Below are 17,767 nucleotides of genomic sequence, written 5' to 3' on the forward strand. Positions count from 1 at the left end.
AAAAAACTAGAAATTCAACACTGTTTCATTTTTTTTTTTAGAATTTTGTTCACATATTTGTCCAGCTGTAAATCTAAAGGCTTTTCTCTAACTCTTAAGGTCTTTTTTTAACTAACAAAAACAACGTTTAATAGTATTATGAGTGTAACTGCGCAATCGGTATGGAATAACTGTCTACAATTTATAAAAGATAATATCCAACCTCAAGCATACAAAACTTGGTTTGAACCTATAGTCGCAGTTAAACTAACTGATAATGCTTTAAGTATTCAGGTACCTAGTAAATTTTTCTACGAGTGGCTTGAAGAGCATTATGTTAAGCTACTAAAAGTAGCGCTTACCAAAGAATTAGGAGAAACAGCAAAGTTGGTTTACATTATAAAAATGGAAAACACCTACGGTAACAAACAACCTTTTACAGAAAAAATACCTAGTACAAATAGAAGTGCTGTAAAATCTCAAGATGTTGATGTACCGTTAAACAATAAAAATCCAGAGTTAAAAAACCCATTTGTAATTCCTGGTATTAGAAACGTTAAGATAGAATCTCAGCTTAATCCTAATTATAATTTTGATAACTTTTTAGAAGGTGACTCTAACCGTTTAGCAAGAAGTGCAGGATTGGCTGTATCTGCAAAACCAGGAGGTACATCTTTTAATCCTCTTTTAATTTTTGGAGGTGTTGGATTAGGTAAAACTCACCTTGCTCACGCTATTGGTGTTGATATTAAAGATAAGTATCCAGAAAAAACTGTTTTATATATTTCAGCTGAAAAATTCACACAACAATATATAGATTCTGTAAAGAAAAATAACAGAAACGATTTTATACATTTTTACCAATTGGTAGATGTTTTAATTATTGATGATGTACAATTCTTATCTGGTAAGTCGGGAACGCAAGATGTATTCTTCCATATATTTAATCATTTACATCAAAACGGAAAACAAGTTATTTTAACAAGCGACAAAGCGCCTGTTGATATGCAAGATATTGAACAACGTTTATTATCTCGTTTTAAATGGGGATTATCTGCTGAGTTACAAACACCAGATTTTGAAACCAGAGTGTCTATCTTAAAGAACAAGCTTTATAGAGATGGTGTTGAAATGCCTGACGATATTGTAGAATATATTGCAAAAAATATAAAAACCAATATTAGAGAACTTGAAGGTGCTATAATCTCTTTAATTGCTCAATCTTCTTTCAATAAAAAAGAAGTAAATATCGATTTAGCTAAACAAGTTGTAGAAAAGTTTGTAAAGAACACAAAACGCGAAGTATCAATAGATTATATACAAAAAATAGTATCAGATTACTTCCAAATGGATGTAGACACTTTACAATCTAAAACAAGAAAACGTCACATTGTACAAGCTAGACAATTGGCTATGTTCTTTGCAAAAAAGTTTACTAAAGCCTCTTTAGCAAGTATTGGTTCTCAAATAGGAAAGCGCGATCATGCTACAGTATTACACGCTTGTAAAACAGTAGACAACTTATCATCTACAGACAAACAATTTAGAAAATACGTAGAAGATTTAACTAAAAAGCTTTCGGTATAATTTACAATTACCATGACTAAAATTTTAATGGTTTGCTTAGGAAACATATGTCGTTCTCCTCTAGCTGAAGGTATCCTAAAATCAAAATTAGATTCTAATTTTATTGTAGAATCTGCTGGTACAGCAGCTTATCATGTTGGTAATAAACCAGATCCAAGATCGATTGCTGTAGCAAGACAAAATGGATTAAATATTACTAACCAACGCGCAAGAAAATTTAACAAGCAAGATTTTGAAGACTTTGATATCATTTATGCAATGGATAACTCAAATTATCAAAATATAATTGCTTTAGCAGAAAACAGTCAACAAAAAGAAAAAGTAAAACTTATTTTAAATGAAAGTTTTCCTGATAAAAACTTAGATGTACCAGATCCTTATTATGGCGGTGATAAAGGTTTTGAAAATGTTTACAATATGCTAGATAATGCTTGTGAAATTATTGCAAAACGAATAAATACATCATCTTAATTTGTTACTTTTAAGGTTATGAATAAAGGACAGCTCTATTTAATTCCGAATACATTAGGAGAAAACAATCCTTTTGATGTATTACCAGCACAAGTAAAAACAATAATTGATAGTTTAGATACTTTTATTGTTGAAAACTCTAAAGCAGCTAGAAAGTTTATAAAAAGTATTTCTCCAGAAAAATCACAACCTAGTTTAACACTTTTTGAATTAAATAAACATACACAACCAGAAGATTTACCTAATTTTATCAAACCTTGTTTAGAAGGAAAAACTATTGGTTTATTATCGGATGCTGGTTGCCCAGGTATTGCAGATCCAGGTGCAGATATTGTAAAATTAGCGCATCAAAATAATATAAAAGTTGTTCCTTTAGTTGGTCCATCTTCTATTCTACTCGCCATGATGGCTTCTGGTATGAATGGACAATCTTTCGCTTTTAATGGTTATCTGCCTATAGATAAAAATGAAAGAAAATCTGAAATAAAAAGATTAGAACGAATTAGCAAAGATTACAATCAATCTCAATCTTTTATAGAAACACCTTACAGAAATAATAAAATGCTAGAAGATCTTTGCAACACGTTAAGTAACGATTGTTTGATCTGTGTTGCTTGTGATATTACCTTAGATACAGAATTTATCAAAACACAAACTGCTAATCAATGGAAAAAAAATAGTGTTGACTTACATAAAAGACCAACACTATTTATAATTCATAAGGAATAATATTGTTAAGCTCTACTATGCTTAACTTTAACTTTTTTTAACGGTTTGATAGAAGAAGTATCGTACCCAGAAAACTTTTTCATGTAATATCTTACAGAAGTTCCAAACGCATCAGAAAATCCATTTTTACCATAGCTTCTTAGGTATTTTTTTACACTTCCTGGTCCTGCTAAATGTGCTGCAGCTAATATACCAGACTCTGTAATTTCTACACCATTAATTTTTTTACCTACAAATCTTTTGATATCTCTACGCAAAACCCATTTGTTACGTTGTGCATTTGCTATAAATGCTTTTTCTTGTAACTCTGGTGTTTTTAGAAACATGTTAGAATCATAAATACCAATTAATTTTAAAGTACTTTTTCCAAATTGGTATTTCCCTAAATACCCAAACTTATTGACTCTAAAGTAGTTGTTTTGAGATTCTTTAAATCCTAATGCCTCTTTAAATCCAGCAAAAGATTTTCCTAAGTGCGGAGTATATTGCTCTTTTACATCATAAAAAGCAATATCATTTGATATTTCTGTGCTTTTTGTTGTTTGCTCTTCATCTTTTATGACGATAGCTTCTTTATTATTGTTGTAAAATACAACTGCTAATAAAATTGATATTGTAAGTACTAGCGATAATAACTTTCCAATATTTTTTTTCATTGTTTTTGATTTATAACCAAATCTTAAAATATAGATAGGGTTAAAATTTCAGCGTGCAAATATACAACAAATTATTTAATACTGAAAATCAACATGTTAAGAATTGTTAAAAGTAAACAAAGTGCCCAACTAGCTTACCGTTACCATTAATTTCTAAAGTAGGAAATGGTATCTTAACTACATTAAAGACATTAAAAACTTGCTTTAAAAATTCTGATTTAGTTTCAATTTTAGTTAAATCTACATCAAGACTTAAATAAAATTGTCTACTTCTTTTTTGATTAGGAAAATTGAGTTGTTGCAAATTAGATTCGCCATATAACAATCCATCAACACCGTAACCGACAGCAACATTTAACCATTTAGGTAATTTACTTTCTTTAAAAAAAGAATGTAAATTAGCACTTAACCAATACGTTTGTCCATTATAATCTTTCAGTATTTCTTCTAAAATACCATTACCCAACTTATTTGGGTTTTTAGATGCAAAACGTGTTCTGTTAAAAGAGTATTTTAAACTAATGCGTTGTTCTTCCCAGAGTAATTCTTGTCCAATAAACAATCCAGAACCTGCAGCATTTGCTGCAAAATCTCCCCAAGAAAATCCCCATTCTTCAGAAAATCCATCTAAAACTTCAACACCAGTTAAAAACATAAAACCTAGTGAGCCGCCATAAATTAATTGGTTTTTCTTGCTTACTCCTGCCCAATTTAATGTTTGAGCACCAAATCTTCCTAAATGATAAGCTGTAAATATGTGCCCTAACTTATCCATTTGATACCATTCTGAATTATCATTTATGGTATGAAATTTAGAACGTTCATAGTCTGCATACCATAGTTGATTTAAACCAAGAAGTGTGATGCCGCCTAAAGTAGTTTCCGTAAGAACAACAGCATTTCGTCTTTTAATATTTAATGTATCGCTTGGTGTGAAAAAAGAATTTTGTTCTGTTTGACTTAATACAGAACTAACACAAAAAATTATAAAAATTAAATATCTAAACAAGTCTATCTATTTATACCTTGACTACTAATCCATTGCGTGTACAATCTCTTATTAGCATTATGTTGTGCCAATGTTTTAGCAAATTTATGGTATCCAAAATTTTTAACGTCTGCAACAAAAAACATGTAGTTATGTTTTTCTGGATTTAAAACAGCATCTATTGCAGAAACGTCTGGCATTGTGATTGGTCCTGGTGGTATACCAGGATATTTATACGTATTGTATTTAGAGTCTATTTCTAAATCTTTGTAAAGCACACGTTTTATTACTTGATCAAAATTGTTTTCTTTAAGCTTTTTAGCGTAAATTACTGTTGGGTCTGCTTCTAGTGGCCAACCTTTTCTTATTCTATTTAAATATACACCAGCAACGCGTGGTCTTTCGTCTATTTTAGCTGTTTCTTTTTGAACGATAGAAGCAATAGTCATTACTTCGTTAACAGATAATTTTAATGCTTTTCGTTTTGCTTGTCGCGAATCATTCCAAAAACGATAATATTCGCCTAACATTTTATCTCTAAATAACTCTGGTGATGTATTCCAGAAAAACTCATATGTGTTTGGCACATACATGTTTAAAACTGTTTGTTTTGTAAAATTTTTCTCTTTTAAAAATGTAGAATCTGTCATTGCTTTAAGTAATGACAAACTATCAGGTTCTATTTGTTGTGCTATACGACCTGCTAAATCTTCTATTCGTTCTTGATTATTAAAACTTAGTTTTATCGGTAAATTATTACTTCTTATGGAATTAATAATATCATTATTACTCATTCCTTTTTTTATAGGAAATCGTCCAGCTTTAATATTAGTTGTATATTTTTTTTGAACCGCTAACGCATCAAAACTATCAATGTCTTTTAATAATGGCTCTAATTGTTCTCTAACTTCTGCATAAGTTGCATTGGTAGGTATATAAATATAAGCCGTTTCATTATTAAATGCTGTATTAGGTTTTAGCATTGCATTGTATACAAAATAGGCAAAATAGCCTGCTATAACTAACCCAATTAAGGCTATTGCTAAGAGTATTTTTTTAATGTACATTAGTATTTATTAATTGTAGTAAATATTCGTTTTTATAGCTTCCGTTAAGATAATTCCAGTCTTTTTTTAAACCAATTTCTTCAAATCCTTGATTTTTAAACAGGTTTAAACTTGCTTCATTATCTTCAGAAATATTACAATATAATTGATGCAAATCTAAGTGTTTAAAACTATATTTTATCAATAGTTTTAAAGCTTCTTTACCATATCCTTTTTGTCTATCGGTTTCAGATTTTACCAATATACCAATTCCTGCGCGTTTGTTTTTTATATCAAAATCAAACAAGTCTATCATTCCGATAGCAGTGTCTGCATCATTACAAATTACTAGTCGTAATTGCTTAACTTCATAAATATCTTTATGAGCATTTTCTAGATATTGCTTGATTAAATATTTAGAATAAGGTGTAATAGTGTTGCTAATTTCCCAAATGGTTTCATCATTTTCAATTTGATGAATAAACTCTAAATCTTCTGGCTCTAAAGCACGTAAATAAATATGTTCTCCTTTTAATGTTAACATTCTATTTCGCCTTTAAAAACTTGAGTTGCTGGACCGATTAACATCACATTTTTATAAGTATCTTCTACTTTATCAAAAGACACTTTTAATTGTCCGCCTTCTACATTAAGATTAATAGTATTTGATGCACTTTCTCCTGAATCATACATTGCTATTGCAACTGCTGTTACACCAGTACCACAAGATAAAGTTTCGTCCTCTACGCCTCTTTCGTAAGTACGAACAGCAAAAGTGTTTTTGTTAATTTTTTCTACAAAATTAACATTAATTCCAGCTTGATTGTAAGGTGCGCCATAACGTATTTTTTCTCCTTCTACCTTTACATTAAATGTCTTTAAATCGTCTACAAATTGTACGTGATGTGGAGATCCTGTATCTAAAAAATGATGGGTATTAAAAGTGTCAATAGTCTCGACATCTTTCATTTGAAGATATACTAAGCCTTCTTCAATCTTTGCATGATGCAATCCATCTATTGCATGAAACGTTGTTGTGTTTTTAAAAATGCCCAAAAATTCAGCGAAAGCGACAATACAACGTCCACCATTACCGCACATGGTGCTTTCATTACCATCTGCATTATAATACACCATTTTAAAATCTGCTTCTGGATGATTTTCTAATAAAATCAATCCATCTGCACCAATGCCAAAACGTCTGTCACATAAAAATTTGACATGTTTGGTATCATTTTTGTCAAATAATTCTTGTCTATTATCAATGATAACAAAGTCGTTACCTGTGCCTTGATATTTGTAAAATATTAAAGTCATTAACGTAAAAAATTAAGACACAAATATAGCACAATTGTGCTGTTAAATACTCGTTAAAGTTGAAATAGGCGCTCAATATTTAATTAATTTTAATCGTTATTCTAATAAACCTAAACTAAAAGAACATGAAGAAGTTGATTACTTTGGTTTTTGTTTCTGTATTAGGAGGCGCAATTACTCTAGGAACTTATAAAACCTTTCTTGAAAAAGAAAAATCACAAATTGCACAACAGGCTACCATAGAACAGCCAAGTTTTTTACCAACCAATTTAAACACCACAAAGACAGCACTTGCTGCTGCCGAAAATATTGATTTTACTACTGCTGCCGACAAAACTATTCATGCGGTTGTACACGTTAAAAACGTAGCTATTACTACTGCTCAACCTACATTACAAGACCTTTTTTATGGTCGTGTACCACAACGTAGACAGTTAGGAACTGGTAGTGGTGTAATCATATCTCCAGACGGGTACATTATTACCAATAACCATGTTATTGAAGATTCTGAACAGTTAAGCGTTACTTTAAACGATAATCAAACACTAGAAGCTACCATTGTTGGTACCGATCCAAATACAGATATTGCTCTATTAAAAGTTGAAACAGAAGAAGATTTACCTTACGTCACTTTTGGAGATAGTGATACTGCTAAAATTGGCGAATGGGTATTAGCAATTGGTAATCCATTTAACTTAACATCTACAGTTACTGCTGGAATTATTAGTGCAAAATCTAGAGATTTAAGCGGAAAAAACATTCAATCTTTTATACAAACCGATGCTGCAGTTAACCCAGGTAATTCTGGAGGCGCTTTAGTAAATACAAATGGAGATTTAATAGGTATAAACACCGCTATTAGCTCTCAAACAGGCTCTTACATAGGTTATTCTTTTGCAGTACCAAGTAATATTGCTAAAAAAGTAGTACAGGATATTATGGAATTTGGTAATGTACAAAACGGAATTTTGGGTGTTATTGGCGGATCCTTAAACAGCGCTTACGCGGAAAAATTAGGTCTTGACGAAACTCAAGGTTTTTATATAGATGACGTAGAAGAAGATACTGGTGCAGAAGCTGCAGGACTTAAAAGTGGTGATATTATTAAAGAAATTGATGGAATCAAAATCAGAAAATTTAGTGACTTAAGAGGTTTCTTGAACTCTAAAAGGCCTAATGATGTTGTTTATGTTAAAATTTTAAGAGATGGCAATATTTTAGAAAAAAAGGTTACCCTTTTAAAAAATAATAGGTATAACTTACCTTTTATTGGAGAAATTAAAGATGCAAAACCTAACGACTTAAAAAAATTTAAAGTTAAAAATGGTGTTAAAATCACCAAGGTAAACGGTACTTATAAAGACTATTTAAGAAGTGAAGGTATTAAAGAAGGAAACATTATAACAGCAATAAATAATCAAAATGTTAACTCTGTAGACGATGTTAAAACTATATTAGAAAATAGAGATCCTTACAAACCATTAAGTATTGAGATTATAAACTCTAAAGGAGAAAAAACACGTTATGGATTAAGGTAAATTAAATTCGATTTTATCCTTTTTTAAAAGCACTTCATCTTAAAAATGAAGTGCTTTTATTTTTTTATCCTTTTTTGTTTTACGAAAACGTTTGAAATCTATACTTTTGCCGAAAATTTTTAAAGTGAAAACTTTTTAATTAAATAACAACACAAACTAAAACAATAATGTCAAACAACGAAACTTACGAAAACGAATTAGCATTTCAGGCAGACAGGCGAAGAGCAACTGTAGAATTTATTAAAATTGTTAGCGATTTATGGTACGATAAATCGATAGAATTGGTATTGTTTAGAAACCAATTAATCGACAGAAATGTTTCTGAAATTTTAAACCTTCATGAATATGCTGGCGAATTTGTTCAAAAACCAATTTCAATTTTTGATTCTGTAGAAATTGCTCAAGCTATTAAAACTCTTGACATACCTGCATCTAAATTAGATATTGGTAAATTAACTTACGAGTATCACTTAGAAGAAAAAAAATATAGCAACGCTATGTCTTTTGTGGCAGAAAAATTAAAAGATGCCAAAAAGAAAGAAAATGTAACTCCTAAAGACGTTGTATTATATGGTTTTGGTCGTATCGGTCGTTTATTAGCCAGAGAGTTAATGACTAGAACAGGTAAAGGCAGTCAATTACGTCTTAGAGCTATTGTAACACGTGGTAAGTTAGACCAAACTGTTTTAGAAAAACGTGCTTCTTTATTACGTAACGACTCTGTACATGGTGATTTTCCTGGAACTGTAAATACAGATCTTAAAAATGAAGCATTAATTATTAATGGTACAACTGTAAAAATTATTACTGCTAATCAACCAGAAGATATAGATTATACTAAATATGGTATAGATAACGCATTAATTATTGATAATACTGGTGCTTTTAGAGATAAAGAAGCATTAACTAGACTAAAAAACTCTAAAGGAGCAGATAAAGTCTTATTAACAGCTCCTGGTAAAGGCATACCAAATATTGTTTATGGTGTTAATCATTTAGAGAATAACCCTGATAAACTTGATATTTTCTCTGCTGCTTCTTGTACAACAAATGCTATTACACCAGTTTTAAAAGCAATGGAAGATACTTATGGTGTAAAAAGCGGACATTTAGAAACTATTCACGCTTACACTAACGATCAAAACTTAGTAGATAATTTCCATAAAAAATATCGTCGTGGTCGTGCTGCTGCATTAAATATGGTAATTACAGAAACTGGTGCAGGACAAGCTGTATCTAAAGCTTTACCAAGCTTTGATGGTAAATTAACATCTAATGCCATTCGTGTACCTGTACCAAACGGATCTTTAGCTATACTAAACTTAGAACTAGAAACTGAAACATCAGTAGAAGGTATTAATGCAACACTAAAAAAATATGCTTTAGAAGGAGATTTAGTAGAGCAAATTAAATATGAAATGAGTGACGAGCTTGTTTCTAGCGATATTGTAGGTAGCTCTGCGCCTTCAATTTACGACAGTAAAGCTACAATTGTAAGAAAAGATGGTAAAAATGCAGTGTTATATGTATGGTATGATAACGAATATGGATATAGCCATCAAGTAATAAGATTAGCTAAATATATAGCTAAAGTAAGACGTTTTACTTACTATTAAAATCCAAAACACTTTTTAAAAACGTATATATAAAGCCTCACAATTGTGGGGCTTTTTGCTATCTTTAAACCGCAAAGAGTGCATTTTATATTTTAAAAAAAACATAAAACTTAAAAAACAAATCTTAAGATGTTAAAAATCAAAAGTTTCCCTACTTTATTCTTATTACTTTTTTTAGTCACTTTTTCTTCATTTTCTCAAACAGAAAATAACGAAGATGAATTATCATTAGATTCTGGCACCTTAGATAGTCAATTTGAATACGTTATTCAAAAATCTAATAGTTGGAGAGATGAAAGAGGTCAAAACTATGAAGTCATTAAAAGCAACTGGTTATCTAAACTTAAATCTCATACATTAGACTCGTTAAAAGCTGTAAAAAACGAGTTATTAACTACGCAAAACACCGTTAAAAATCAAAATGAAGAAATAGAACGTTTAAAAAGTAGCTTATCTTCTACCAAAACTAACTTAAAATCTACAAAAGAAGAAAAAGATAGTATGTCTTTATTTGGCATACAAATGAGCAAAAGCGGATATAATGGATTAATGTGGAGTATTATAGCTGTGCTTTTAGCCTTTTTACTTTTCTTTATTTTTAAATTTAAAAATAGTAATAGCGTAACCCGAGAAGCAAAATCTAAATTAACAGAAGTTGAAGAAGAGTTTGAAGAACATAGACGTAACGCTTTAGAACGCGAACAAAAAGTGAGACGTCAATTACAAGACGAGTTAAATAAAAACAGAAATAGTTAAACGTTTATAAAAAAGAATACAAAAGCGCAATCATAATGATTGCGCTCTTATTTTGAATAATTTAGTAAAATAAACTTGTCTAAAAGTAAAGTTTATTTTACATTTAAATTCAATCAAAAAACGAATAATTATGAAAACAAGCTATTTATTACACAACAAATACAAAAAATTTGGATGGATTTTGCTAGTATTAGGTTTAATTATTGGCGCATTATTCTACACTGAAGCTATAGATAATGAACTCTTAAAAGTAAAAGTTTTATCCTTTTACAGTAATGGATCTTTTATGGATGAAGAAAAATCATTTTTTCAAATTATCGAAACTGGTCTTCTGGATGAAATTATTTCAATATTGATTATAATAGGTGGTTTATTAGTTGGATTTACAAAGGAAAAAATAGAAGACGAATTTATTTATCAACTAAGAAAAGACTCCTTAGCTTGGGCTATAATAACAAATTACATTGTATTATTATTTGCTGTTATATTTATTTACAATTTCACCTTTTTTGATGTACTAATCTTTAATATGTTTACGCCTTTACTAATATTTATTATTCGATTTAACTTCTTAAAATTTAAATTTAATAGCAATGAAGAATAGTATTAAAGTACAAAGAGCTATAAATAACCTAACACAAGCAGAATTAGCTTCAAAAATTGGTGTAAGCAGACAGACTATAAATGCTATGGAAAAAGGCAAATACATACCATCTACATTATTAGCATTAAAACTTTCAAAATTATTTAAAATACCTGTAGAATCTATTTTTCAATTAGAAGAAAATGAATAAAAAAAAAAGCGCAATCATAACGATTGCGCTTTTTTATCTCAAAATCTAGATATCTAACTATCTAAAAATCTAATTTACATTGCTCCCCATTCTTTTAAAGAGTCTTTATTCATTTTGATATAATCTGCATTACCAGCTTTTTCAGCACCTTCTAAACTTGCTTTTGCAGCTTTAATTGCTCCTTTTTTATCACCAGCTTTTGCTTTAATTAGTGATTGTTGACGTAACCACCAAAATCTTGGATTCTCTTTAGTCATTTCAATAGCTTTATCCATCCAAACAACAGCTTTGTTAATGTCTTTACCTGATTCTAAATAATAACGTGCAGCTGCATAATAATCGTCTGCAGATGGACCATTCATTACTTTATTAATAGCAGTTGTTACAGCTTTATCTGTTGGTACTTCAAACTTTACAGCTACATAAGTTTTCTCCCACATAATACCTAATACAGCAGAATCATTTGTTAGATCATCAAAAGACACAGTAAAAGTTTCAACATCCATTGGTATATCATAAACTTTTGCATTTACTTTTGCCGCTACTTTGCTATCATCCCACTTTTGAGGTGTTCCCCAATTATTTGTATCACTATAAAAAATTACTTCCCAGTTATCTTTGTTAGGTTTAGAAAAGATTGCATAAGATCCTGCTTTTAAAGTAGACTCTCCTACCATAACATCTGTACTAAATGTAACCATCGTATTTTGGTTTGCTCCTGTACGCCAAAGTTTACCGTAAGGAACTAAATCTCCAAAAATAGTACGTCCTCTCATAGATGGTCTAGAATATTGTACAGAGACATCTGTTAAACCTACCTTCTGCTCTATTTTTTGTAATGGGCTTGGTTGTGGTGTTTCAATTTGTGCATTTACAGTAAAAGTTACTGCAAACACCATTAAAAGTGTAATTAACTTTTTCATTTGGTTTTAGTTTTAAATTTTAGATGCATAAAATTACATATTGATTACCCTATAATTGTTAACAAAAACTTAAAAAGATAAAAAATCTTGTCTCAAAATTTTATTAATCGTAATATTGCTATAAACAAATATACAAATATAATTATGGGATTAATTAAAGCGGAAATGTTTACAGAAGAACAAAATCAATTAGCCTTATACTTTAAAGCTTTTGGTCATCCTGCACGGGTAGCAATTATCCAGCATTTGTTTAAAATTAACACTTGTGTTTGTGGTGATTTAGTAGATGTAATTGGACTAGCTCAACCTACAATTTCTCAGCATTTAAAAGAATTAAAAAAATTAGGATTAATTCAAGGAACTATTGAAGGAACAAGTGTTTGTTACTGTATAAATCAAGATAATTGGACAAAAATGAAAAACACTTTAACCGCTTTTTTAGATACAGAAAACAATACTAATACTTGTTGTTAAAAATTAAATATTATGACATTATCAGAAATTAAAAAACATTTAAAAAACCTAAACACCATTGCGTTTGTTTTACCCGATGGTAGTTTAGTACCTAGCCATTTTCATGTAACAGAAGTTGGTAAAACCACTAAGCATTTTATTGATTGCGGCGGAACTGTAAGACAAGAAAAAAAGGTAAATTTTCAACTATGGAATGCCAATGATTACGATCACAGACTACATCCTGAAAAATTAATTCAAATTATCGAATTATCAGAAGATATTTTCAATCTAAAAGATCTTGAAATTGAAGTTGAATATCAAGGCAAGCAAAGCATCCAAAAATTTGGTTTAAATTTCCAAAATGGTCAGTTTTTACTTACATCTACGCAAACAAATTGTCTTGCTAAGGATAAATGTGGTATTCCTGAAAAACAACTACCAAAACCAAAAGTTAAACTTGAAGATTTAAATAACGAGCCTTGTTGCTCTCCAGACGGAAACTGCTGCTAATTTTTTTTATAATTATGATTACTCAAATCGAAGATTATATTAACGCATTAGATATTGATACAATATCTAATGACAGAAAAAAGACTTTACAACCACTTGTAACTTATATTCAAGATAAAGCAACTAAAAAATTACCTATTACAATTAATTTTATTTGCACACATAACTCTAGAAGAAGCCATCTATCCCAAATTTGGGCACAAACAATTGCAAAATTTTATAATATTGAAAATGTAACTTGTTTTTCTGGTGGTACTGAAGCTACAGCAATGTACCCAAAAGTTGCAGAAACTTTGCAAAATACTGGATTTGATATCGAGAAAATTTCAGAAGGAAACAATCCTATTTACACCATAAAATACGATCAAAACTCACATCCTATAATAGGGTTTTCTAAAACTTACGGAGACAATTTTAATCCAAAATCTAATTTTGCTGCAATCATGACTTGCTCTCAAGCAGATGGTGGTTGTCCTTTTATCGCTGGTGCAGAAAAACGCATACCTATAACTTATGATGACCCAAAAGTGTTTGACAATACAGACCTTCAAGATATTAAGTACTTAGAACGTTCTGCCCAAATTGCAACCGAAATGAAATATATTTTCTCAACTATTAAATAAGTTAAAATGTCAACCTCAAAAAAAAGACTTAACTTTTTAGACCGTTATCTAACCTTGTGGATTTTTATTGCAATGTTATTAGGTGTAAGTATTGGTTACTTTTTTCCATCTTTTCCTAAACAAATAGATAATTACAGTAGTGGTACAACTAATATTCCTATTGCAATTGGGTTAATTTTAATGATGTACCCACCTTTAGCAAAAGTTAATTATGCTTTATTACCTAAGGTTTTTAAAGATGTAAAAATTTTATCCATTTCTTTAGTCTTAAACTGGATTATCGGTCCTGTTTTAATGTTTATTTTGGCTCTAATATTCTTACAAGACTATCCAGAATATATGGTTGGACTAATCTTAATAGGACTTGCTAGATGTATTGCTATGGTATTAGTTTGGAATGACTTAGCAGAAGGTAGTAGCGAATACGGAGCAGGATTAGTAGCCTTAAACAGTGTATTTCAAGTATTAGGATATAGTTTTTATGCCTACTTATTTATTACTGTTTTACCGCCTTATTTTGGCTTTGAAGGTGCAATTGTAGATATTTCTATTTTAACAATTGCAGAAAGTGTTGCGATATATTTAGGAATTCCTTTTTTACTTGGTATACTAAGTAGAACTATTTTAGTCACATTAAAAGGAGAAGATTGGTATAAAACCAAGTTTATTCCTACAATTTCTCCTATTACATTAATAGCATTATTATTTACTATAATTGTAATGTTCTCTTTAAAAGGCGAATTAATTGTACAAATTCCAAAAGACGTTTTAATTATAGCACTTCCTTTACTTATCTATTTTATTGTAATGTTTATCATAGGTTTCTTTGTAAGTAAAGCTATGGGCGCAACATACGATAAAAATGCTGCTATTGCATTTACAGCTGCTGGTAATAATTTTGAACTCGCTATAGCGGTCGCTATTGCGGTATTTGGATTAAACTCTGGACAAGCTTTTACTGGTGTTATTGGACCTTTAGTAGAAGTTCCTGTGCTTATTTTATTAGTTAAAGTGGCATTTTGGCTAAGAAAAAAATATTATCTGTCTAAATAAAGCTAAACTTAACAGATTTAGGTTGTTAAATTTTGTTTAACTATTTAAAAAATAAGTTAAACATTTTGTATCTTTACGCTATTAAATTTCACAGTGATGGCAAAAAAGAAAAATATAACAGCTAGTAACATCATCTCATTTTACATGGATTATGTACTAGAACATAACCAACAACCTAAATCTGTTTATGCTTTTTCGAAAGAAAACAATTTTGAAGAAGCAAAATTCTACGAGCATTTTGGTAATTTTGAAGCTATAGAAAAAGGTATTTTTAAAGCCTTTTACCAAAATACAATCACTGCATTACATGCTAGCGAAGATTACCAAAATTTCGAACCTCGTAATAAACTATTAAGTTTTTACTTCACTTTTTTTGAAAACTTAACAGCTAACAGAAGCTACGTTATTTATGCTCTTAATCAGCATAAAAACAAGCTTAAAAACTATGTGGTTTTAAAAGATTTAAAATCGCATTTTACGCACTACATTTCAGAATTAGGTATAGAGCTTATCGAAACTAAACAAGAGCAAATTGATAAACTTCAACAAAAAAGTTTAAAAGAATCTGCTTGGATGCAATTATTATTAACCATTAAATTTTGGATGGATGATACGTCTCCATCTTTCGAAAAAACAGACATTTTCATAGAAAAATCTGTCAATACAAGTTTTGATGTATTAGACATTGCTCCAATAAAAAGCCTAATAGATTTTGGAAAGTTTATTTATAAAGAAAAATTTCAAATGAACTCTTAATTCTCATTCTATTGAAAACTATAGACAAAATACCTGTTTCAAAAATATCTCGTGCAACCAAATTAGTATCTACAGGTGCTAAAGTTGGTGTTAATTACCTAAAATACTACGGTGATAAGCTTACAAAATCTGAAATCGAAGCTAAAGAACGTTTAAATAAAAACAACGCAGACGATATTTACGACAGTTTAAAACAACTTAAAGGAAGTGCTTTAAAAGTGGCTCAAATGCTTAGTATGGAAAAAAGCATTTTACCACAAGCCTATGTAGAAAAATTTTCGTTAGCACAATTTTCTGTACCGCCACTATCGGCACCTTTAGTGAAGAAGACTTTTAAAAAATATTTCGGTCAATTACCAAGTCAAATCTTTGACACCTTCAATCTTAATTCGGTTAATGCAGCTAGTATTGGACAAGTGCATTTAGCAGAAAAGGATGGAAAAAAACTTGCTGTGAAAATTCAATATCCTGGTGTCGCAGAAAGCATTTCTAGCGATTTGGCTTTGGTTAAACCTATCGCTATCAAAATGTTCAATATTAAAGGAAAAGATAGTGATAAATACTTTAAAGAAGTCGAAAATAAATTAGTAGAAGAAACAAACTACATACTAGAAGTTAAGCAAAGTAAAGAAATTGTAAATGCATGTAAACACATTCCTAACCTTAAATTTCCTGAATATTATGAAGATTTTTCTTCAGAACGTATCATTACTATGGATTGGATGGAAGGCGAACATCTTTCTGAATTTACTGCACACAATACCAATCAAGAGGTAGCAAATCAAATTGGACAAGCGCTTTGGGACTTTTATATGTACCAAATGCATGTGCTTAAAAAAGTACACGCAGATCCACATCCTGGTAATTTTTTAGTATCTAAAAAAGGCGAATTAATTGCTCTAGACTTTGGTTGCATGAAAATAGTACCAGAAGATTTTTACACACCTTATTTTGAATTGGCTAAAAAAGAAAGTCTTGAAAACAAAGATATTTTCACTAAAAAAATGTTCGAATTAGAAATACTTCGTAAAGATGATAGTAAAGAAGAATTAGAGTTTTTTTCTGCAATGTTTCATGAACTGTTAAGTCTATTCACCAAACCTTTTCATGTTGATACTTTTGATTTTTCTGATGCTGAATTTTTCAATGCTATTTCAGAAATGGGACAACGCTACAGTAAAAGCACTGAATTAAGAAAAATGAACGGTAATCGCGGATCTAAGCATTTTATTTACATTAACCGTACGTTTTTTGGATTGTACAATTTAATGTTCGATTTAAAGGCAAAAGACATCAAAATCAATAACTTTCAAAATTTAAAATAATGAAGCATTTCAATAAAAAACATATCGAAGAAATGCATCATTTATACCGCATTAATCTTATAAATAGTGTCTCTGGATTTAAAAGCGCTAATCTAATTGGCACAAAATCTAAGGATAATATCGAGAATGTTGCAGTATTTAGTTCGGTAACGCACGTTGGTAGCAATCCGCCGCTTTTAGGCTTTTTTTGTAGACCAACAACCGTTTTACGCAACACTTACGAAAACATAAAAGCAACTGGTGTTTACACGATTAATCACATTCATAAATCAATAATAGAAGATGCGCATCATACATCTGCTAAATACGATGCTAATATTTCAGAATTTGAAGTTACTAATCTCAATTCAGAATATAAAAATGAATGTCTTGCGCCTTTTGTAAAAGATGCGCCAGTTCAGCTTCAAATGAAATTTGTTCAAGAATATTTCATCAAAGAAAACGATACTATTCTTGTTTTAGGTGAAATTGAAAATCTTTTCATCAATGATAATTTATTAGAAAGTGATGGCTTTGTTAACCTATCTAAAGCAGAAATTGCAACTATTAACGGATTAGACACTTACGCCATACCTACTCTAGAAAAACGCTTAGAATACCAAAGACCTAAACCATCTTTAGCTAACAATCAATAAATGTAATTA

Annotated in this window: 21 protein-coding genes; 15 read left to right on the forward strand and 6 right to left on the reverse strand. The window is 30.0% G+C overall.

The features are described from left to right. The first annotated feature begins 138 nt into the window (after positions 1-138). Genes dnaA through INR78_RS00015 form a run of 3 tightly spaced genes read left to right on the forward strand, consistent with a single transcriptional unit; the run spans position 139 to position 2,766 of the window. Positions 139-1,566 (forward strand): chromosomal replication initiator protein DnaA, encoded by a 1,428-nt coding sequence (gene dnaA / locus INR78_RS00005; protein WP_027878736.1) that lies wholly within the window; start codon positions 139-141, stop codon positions 1,564-1,566. Positions 1,567-1,578: 12 nt separating this feature from the next. Further along, positions 1,579-2,037, forward strand: coding sequence for a low molecular weight protein-tyrosine-phosphatase (locus INR78_RS00010; protein ID WP_223076956.1), 459 nt, complete (start codon positions 1,579-1,581; stop codon positions 2,035-2,037). 18 nt (positions 2,038-2,055) lie between these two features. Next, positions 2,056-2,766 carry an SAM-dependent methyltransferase gene (locus tag INR78_RS00015; protein WP_027878734.1) on the forward strand — a complete coding sequence of 237 codons (711 nt, stop codon included), beginning with the start codon at positions 2,056-2,058 and terminating at the stop codon, positions 2,764-2,766. 5 nt (positions 2,767-2,771) lie between these two features. On the opposite strand, the gene INR78_RS00020 is transcribed toward INR78_RS00015, so the two are convergent. From INR78_RS00020 to dapF, 5 genes are all read right to left on the reverse strand, one after another. Beyond that, the gene (locus tag INR78_RS00020) at positions 2,772-3,422 is read right to left on the reverse strand and encodes a hypothetical protein (protein WP_027878733.1); all 651 of its coding nucleotides are present in this window, start codon (positions 3,420-3,422) and stop codon (positions 2,772-2,774) included. Between the two features lie 106 nt (positions 3,423-3,528). Continuing rightward, positions 3,529-4,437: a DUF2279 domain-containing protein gene (locus INR78_RS00025; RefSeq protein ID WP_223078011.1), complete on the reverse strand. Its 909-nt coding sequence runs from the start codon at positions 4,435-4,437 to the stop codon at positions 3,529-3,531. Further along, positions 4,434-5,477 (reverse strand): endolytic transglycosylase MltG, encoded by a 1,044-nt coding sequence (gene mltG / locus INR78_RS00030; RefSeq protein WP_223076957.1) that lies wholly within the window; start codon positions 5,475-5,477, stop codon positions 4,434-4,436. The genes INR78_RS00025 and mltG overlap by 4 nt, the downstream gene beginning before the upstream one ends. Beyond that, positions 5,467-6,000, reverse strand: a complete 534-nt coding sequence (locus INR78_RS00035) for a GNAT family N-acetyltransferase (RefSeq protein WP_223076958.1) — start codon at positions 5,998-6,000, stop codon at positions 5,467-5,469. The genes mltG and INR78_RS00035 overlap by 11 nt, the downstream gene beginning before the upstream one ends. Beyond that, positions 5,994-6,773 (reverse strand): diaminopimelate epimerase, encoded by a 780-nt coding sequence (gene dapF / locus INR78_RS00040; protein ID WP_223076959.1) that lies wholly within the window; start codon positions 6,771-6,773, stop codon positions 5,994-5,996. The genes INR78_RS00035 and dapF overlap by 7 nt, the downstream gene beginning before the upstream one ends. Positions 6,774-6,898: 125 nt before the next feature. Between dapF and INR78_RS00045 the strand changes: the two genes are divergently transcribed. The 5 genes from INR78_RS00045 (at position 6,899) to INR78_RS00065 (ending at position 11,477) form a co-directional block, all read left to right on the forward strand. Then, positions 6,899-8,311 (forward strand): trypsin-like peptidase domain-containing protein, encoded by a 1,413-nt coding sequence (locus INR78_RS00045; RefSeq protein ID WP_223076960.1) that lies wholly within the window; start codon positions 6,899-6,901, stop codon positions 8,309-8,311. A 167-nt stretch (positions 8,312-8,478) separates the two neighbouring features. After that, positions 8,479-9,927, forward strand: coding sequence for a glyceraldehyde-3-phosphate dehydrogenase (locus INR78_RS00050; protein ID WP_223076961.1), 1,449 nt, complete (start codon positions 8,479-8,481; stop codon positions 9,925-9,927). 129 nt (positions 9,928-10,056) lie between these two features. After that, on the forward strand, positions 10,057-10,683 hold the full coding sequence (locus INR78_RS00055; RefSeq protein WP_223076962.1) for a tRNA (guanine-N1)-methyltransferase: 627 nt from the start codon (positions 10,057-10,059) through the stop codon (positions 10,681-10,683). A 130-nt stretch (positions 10,684-10,813) separates the two neighbouring features. Continuing rightward, positions 10,814-11,287: a hypothetical protein gene (locus INR78_RS00060; protein ID WP_223076963.1), complete on the forward strand. Its 474-nt coding sequence runs from the start codon at positions 10,814-10,816 to the stop codon at positions 11,285-11,287. Then, positions 11,277-11,477 (forward strand): helix-turn-helix transcriptional regulator, encoded by a 201-nt coding sequence (locus INR78_RS00065; protein ID WP_223076964.1) that lies wholly within the window; start codon positions 11,277-11,279, stop codon positions 11,475-11,477. The genes INR78_RS00060 and INR78_RS00065 overlap by 11 nt, the downstream gene beginning before the upstream one ends. Positions 11,478-11,551: 74 nt before the next feature. On the opposite strand, the gene INR78_RS00070 is transcribed toward INR78_RS00065, so the two are convergent. Further along, positions 11,552-12,400 (reverse strand): DUF2911 domain-containing protein, encoded by an 849-nt coding sequence (locus INR78_RS00070; RefSeq protein ID WP_223076965.1) that lies wholly within the window; start codon positions 12,398-12,400, stop codon positions 11,552-11,554. Positions 12,401-12,544: 144 nt separating this feature from the next. Here INR78_RS00070 and INR78_RS00075 point away from each other — a divergent pair, with 144 nt between their 5' ends. The 7 genes from INR78_RS00075 (at position 12,545) to INR78_RS00105 (ending at position 17,758) form a co-directional block, all read left to right on the forward strand. After that, positions 12,545-12,874, forward strand: coding sequence for a helix-turn-helix transcriptional regulator (locus INR78_RS00075; RefSeq protein ID WP_223076966.1), 330 nt, complete (start codon positions 12,545-12,547; stop codon positions 12,872-12,874). Between the two features lie 12 nt (positions 12,875-12,886). Then, positions 12,887-13,366, forward strand: a complete 480-nt coding sequence (locus INR78_RS00080) for a DUF6428 family protein (protein WP_223076967.1) — start codon at positions 12,887-12,889, stop codon at positions 13,364-13,366. A 14-nt stretch (positions 13,367-13,380) separates the two neighbouring features. Next, positions 13,381-13,989: a low molecular weight phosphatase family protein gene (locus tag INR78_RS00085; RefSeq protein WP_223076968.1), complete on the forward strand. Its 609-nt coding sequence runs from the start codon at positions 13,381-13,383 to the stop codon at positions 13,987-13,989. A gap of 6 nt (positions 13,990-13,995) precedes the next feature. Continuing rightward, positions 13,996-15,042 carry an ACR3 family arsenite efflux transporter gene (gene arsB, locus INR78_RS00090; RefSeq protein WP_223076969.1) on the forward strand — a complete coding sequence of 349 codons (1,047 nt, stop codon included), beginning with the start codon at positions 13,996-13,998 and terminating at the stop codon, positions 15,040-15,042. Between the two features lie 96 nt (positions 15,043-15,138). Next, positions 15,139-15,798 carry a TetR family transcriptional regulator C-terminal domain-containing protein gene (locus tag INR78_RS00095; protein ID WP_223076970.1) on the forward strand — a complete coding sequence of 220 codons (660 nt, stop codon included), beginning with the start codon at positions 15,139-15,141 and terminating at the stop codon, positions 15,796-15,798. Positions 15,799-15,809: 11 nt separating this feature from the next. Next, positions 15,810-17,123, forward strand: a complete 1,314-nt coding sequence (locus INR78_RS00100; RefSeq protein ID WP_223076971.1) for an AarF/ABC1/UbiB kinase family protein — start codon at positions 15,810-15,812, stop codon at positions 17,121-17,123. Continuing rightward, positions 17,123-17,758: a flavin reductase family protein gene (locus INR78_RS00105; protein ID WP_223076972.1), complete on the forward strand. Its 636-nt coding sequence runs from the start codon at positions 17,123-17,125 to the stop codon at positions 17,756-17,758. The genes INR78_RS00100 and INR78_RS00105 overlap by 1 nt, the downstream gene beginning before the upstream one ends. Positions 17,759-17,767: the final 9 nt, after the last annotated feature.

Source organism: Mesoflavibacter sp. SCSIO 43206 (assembly GCF_019904215.1).
GTDB classification, from domain to species: domain Bacteria; phylum Bacteroidota; class Bacteroidia; order Flavobacteriales; family Flavobacteriaceae; genus Mesoflavibacter; species Mesoflavibacter zeaxanthinifaciens.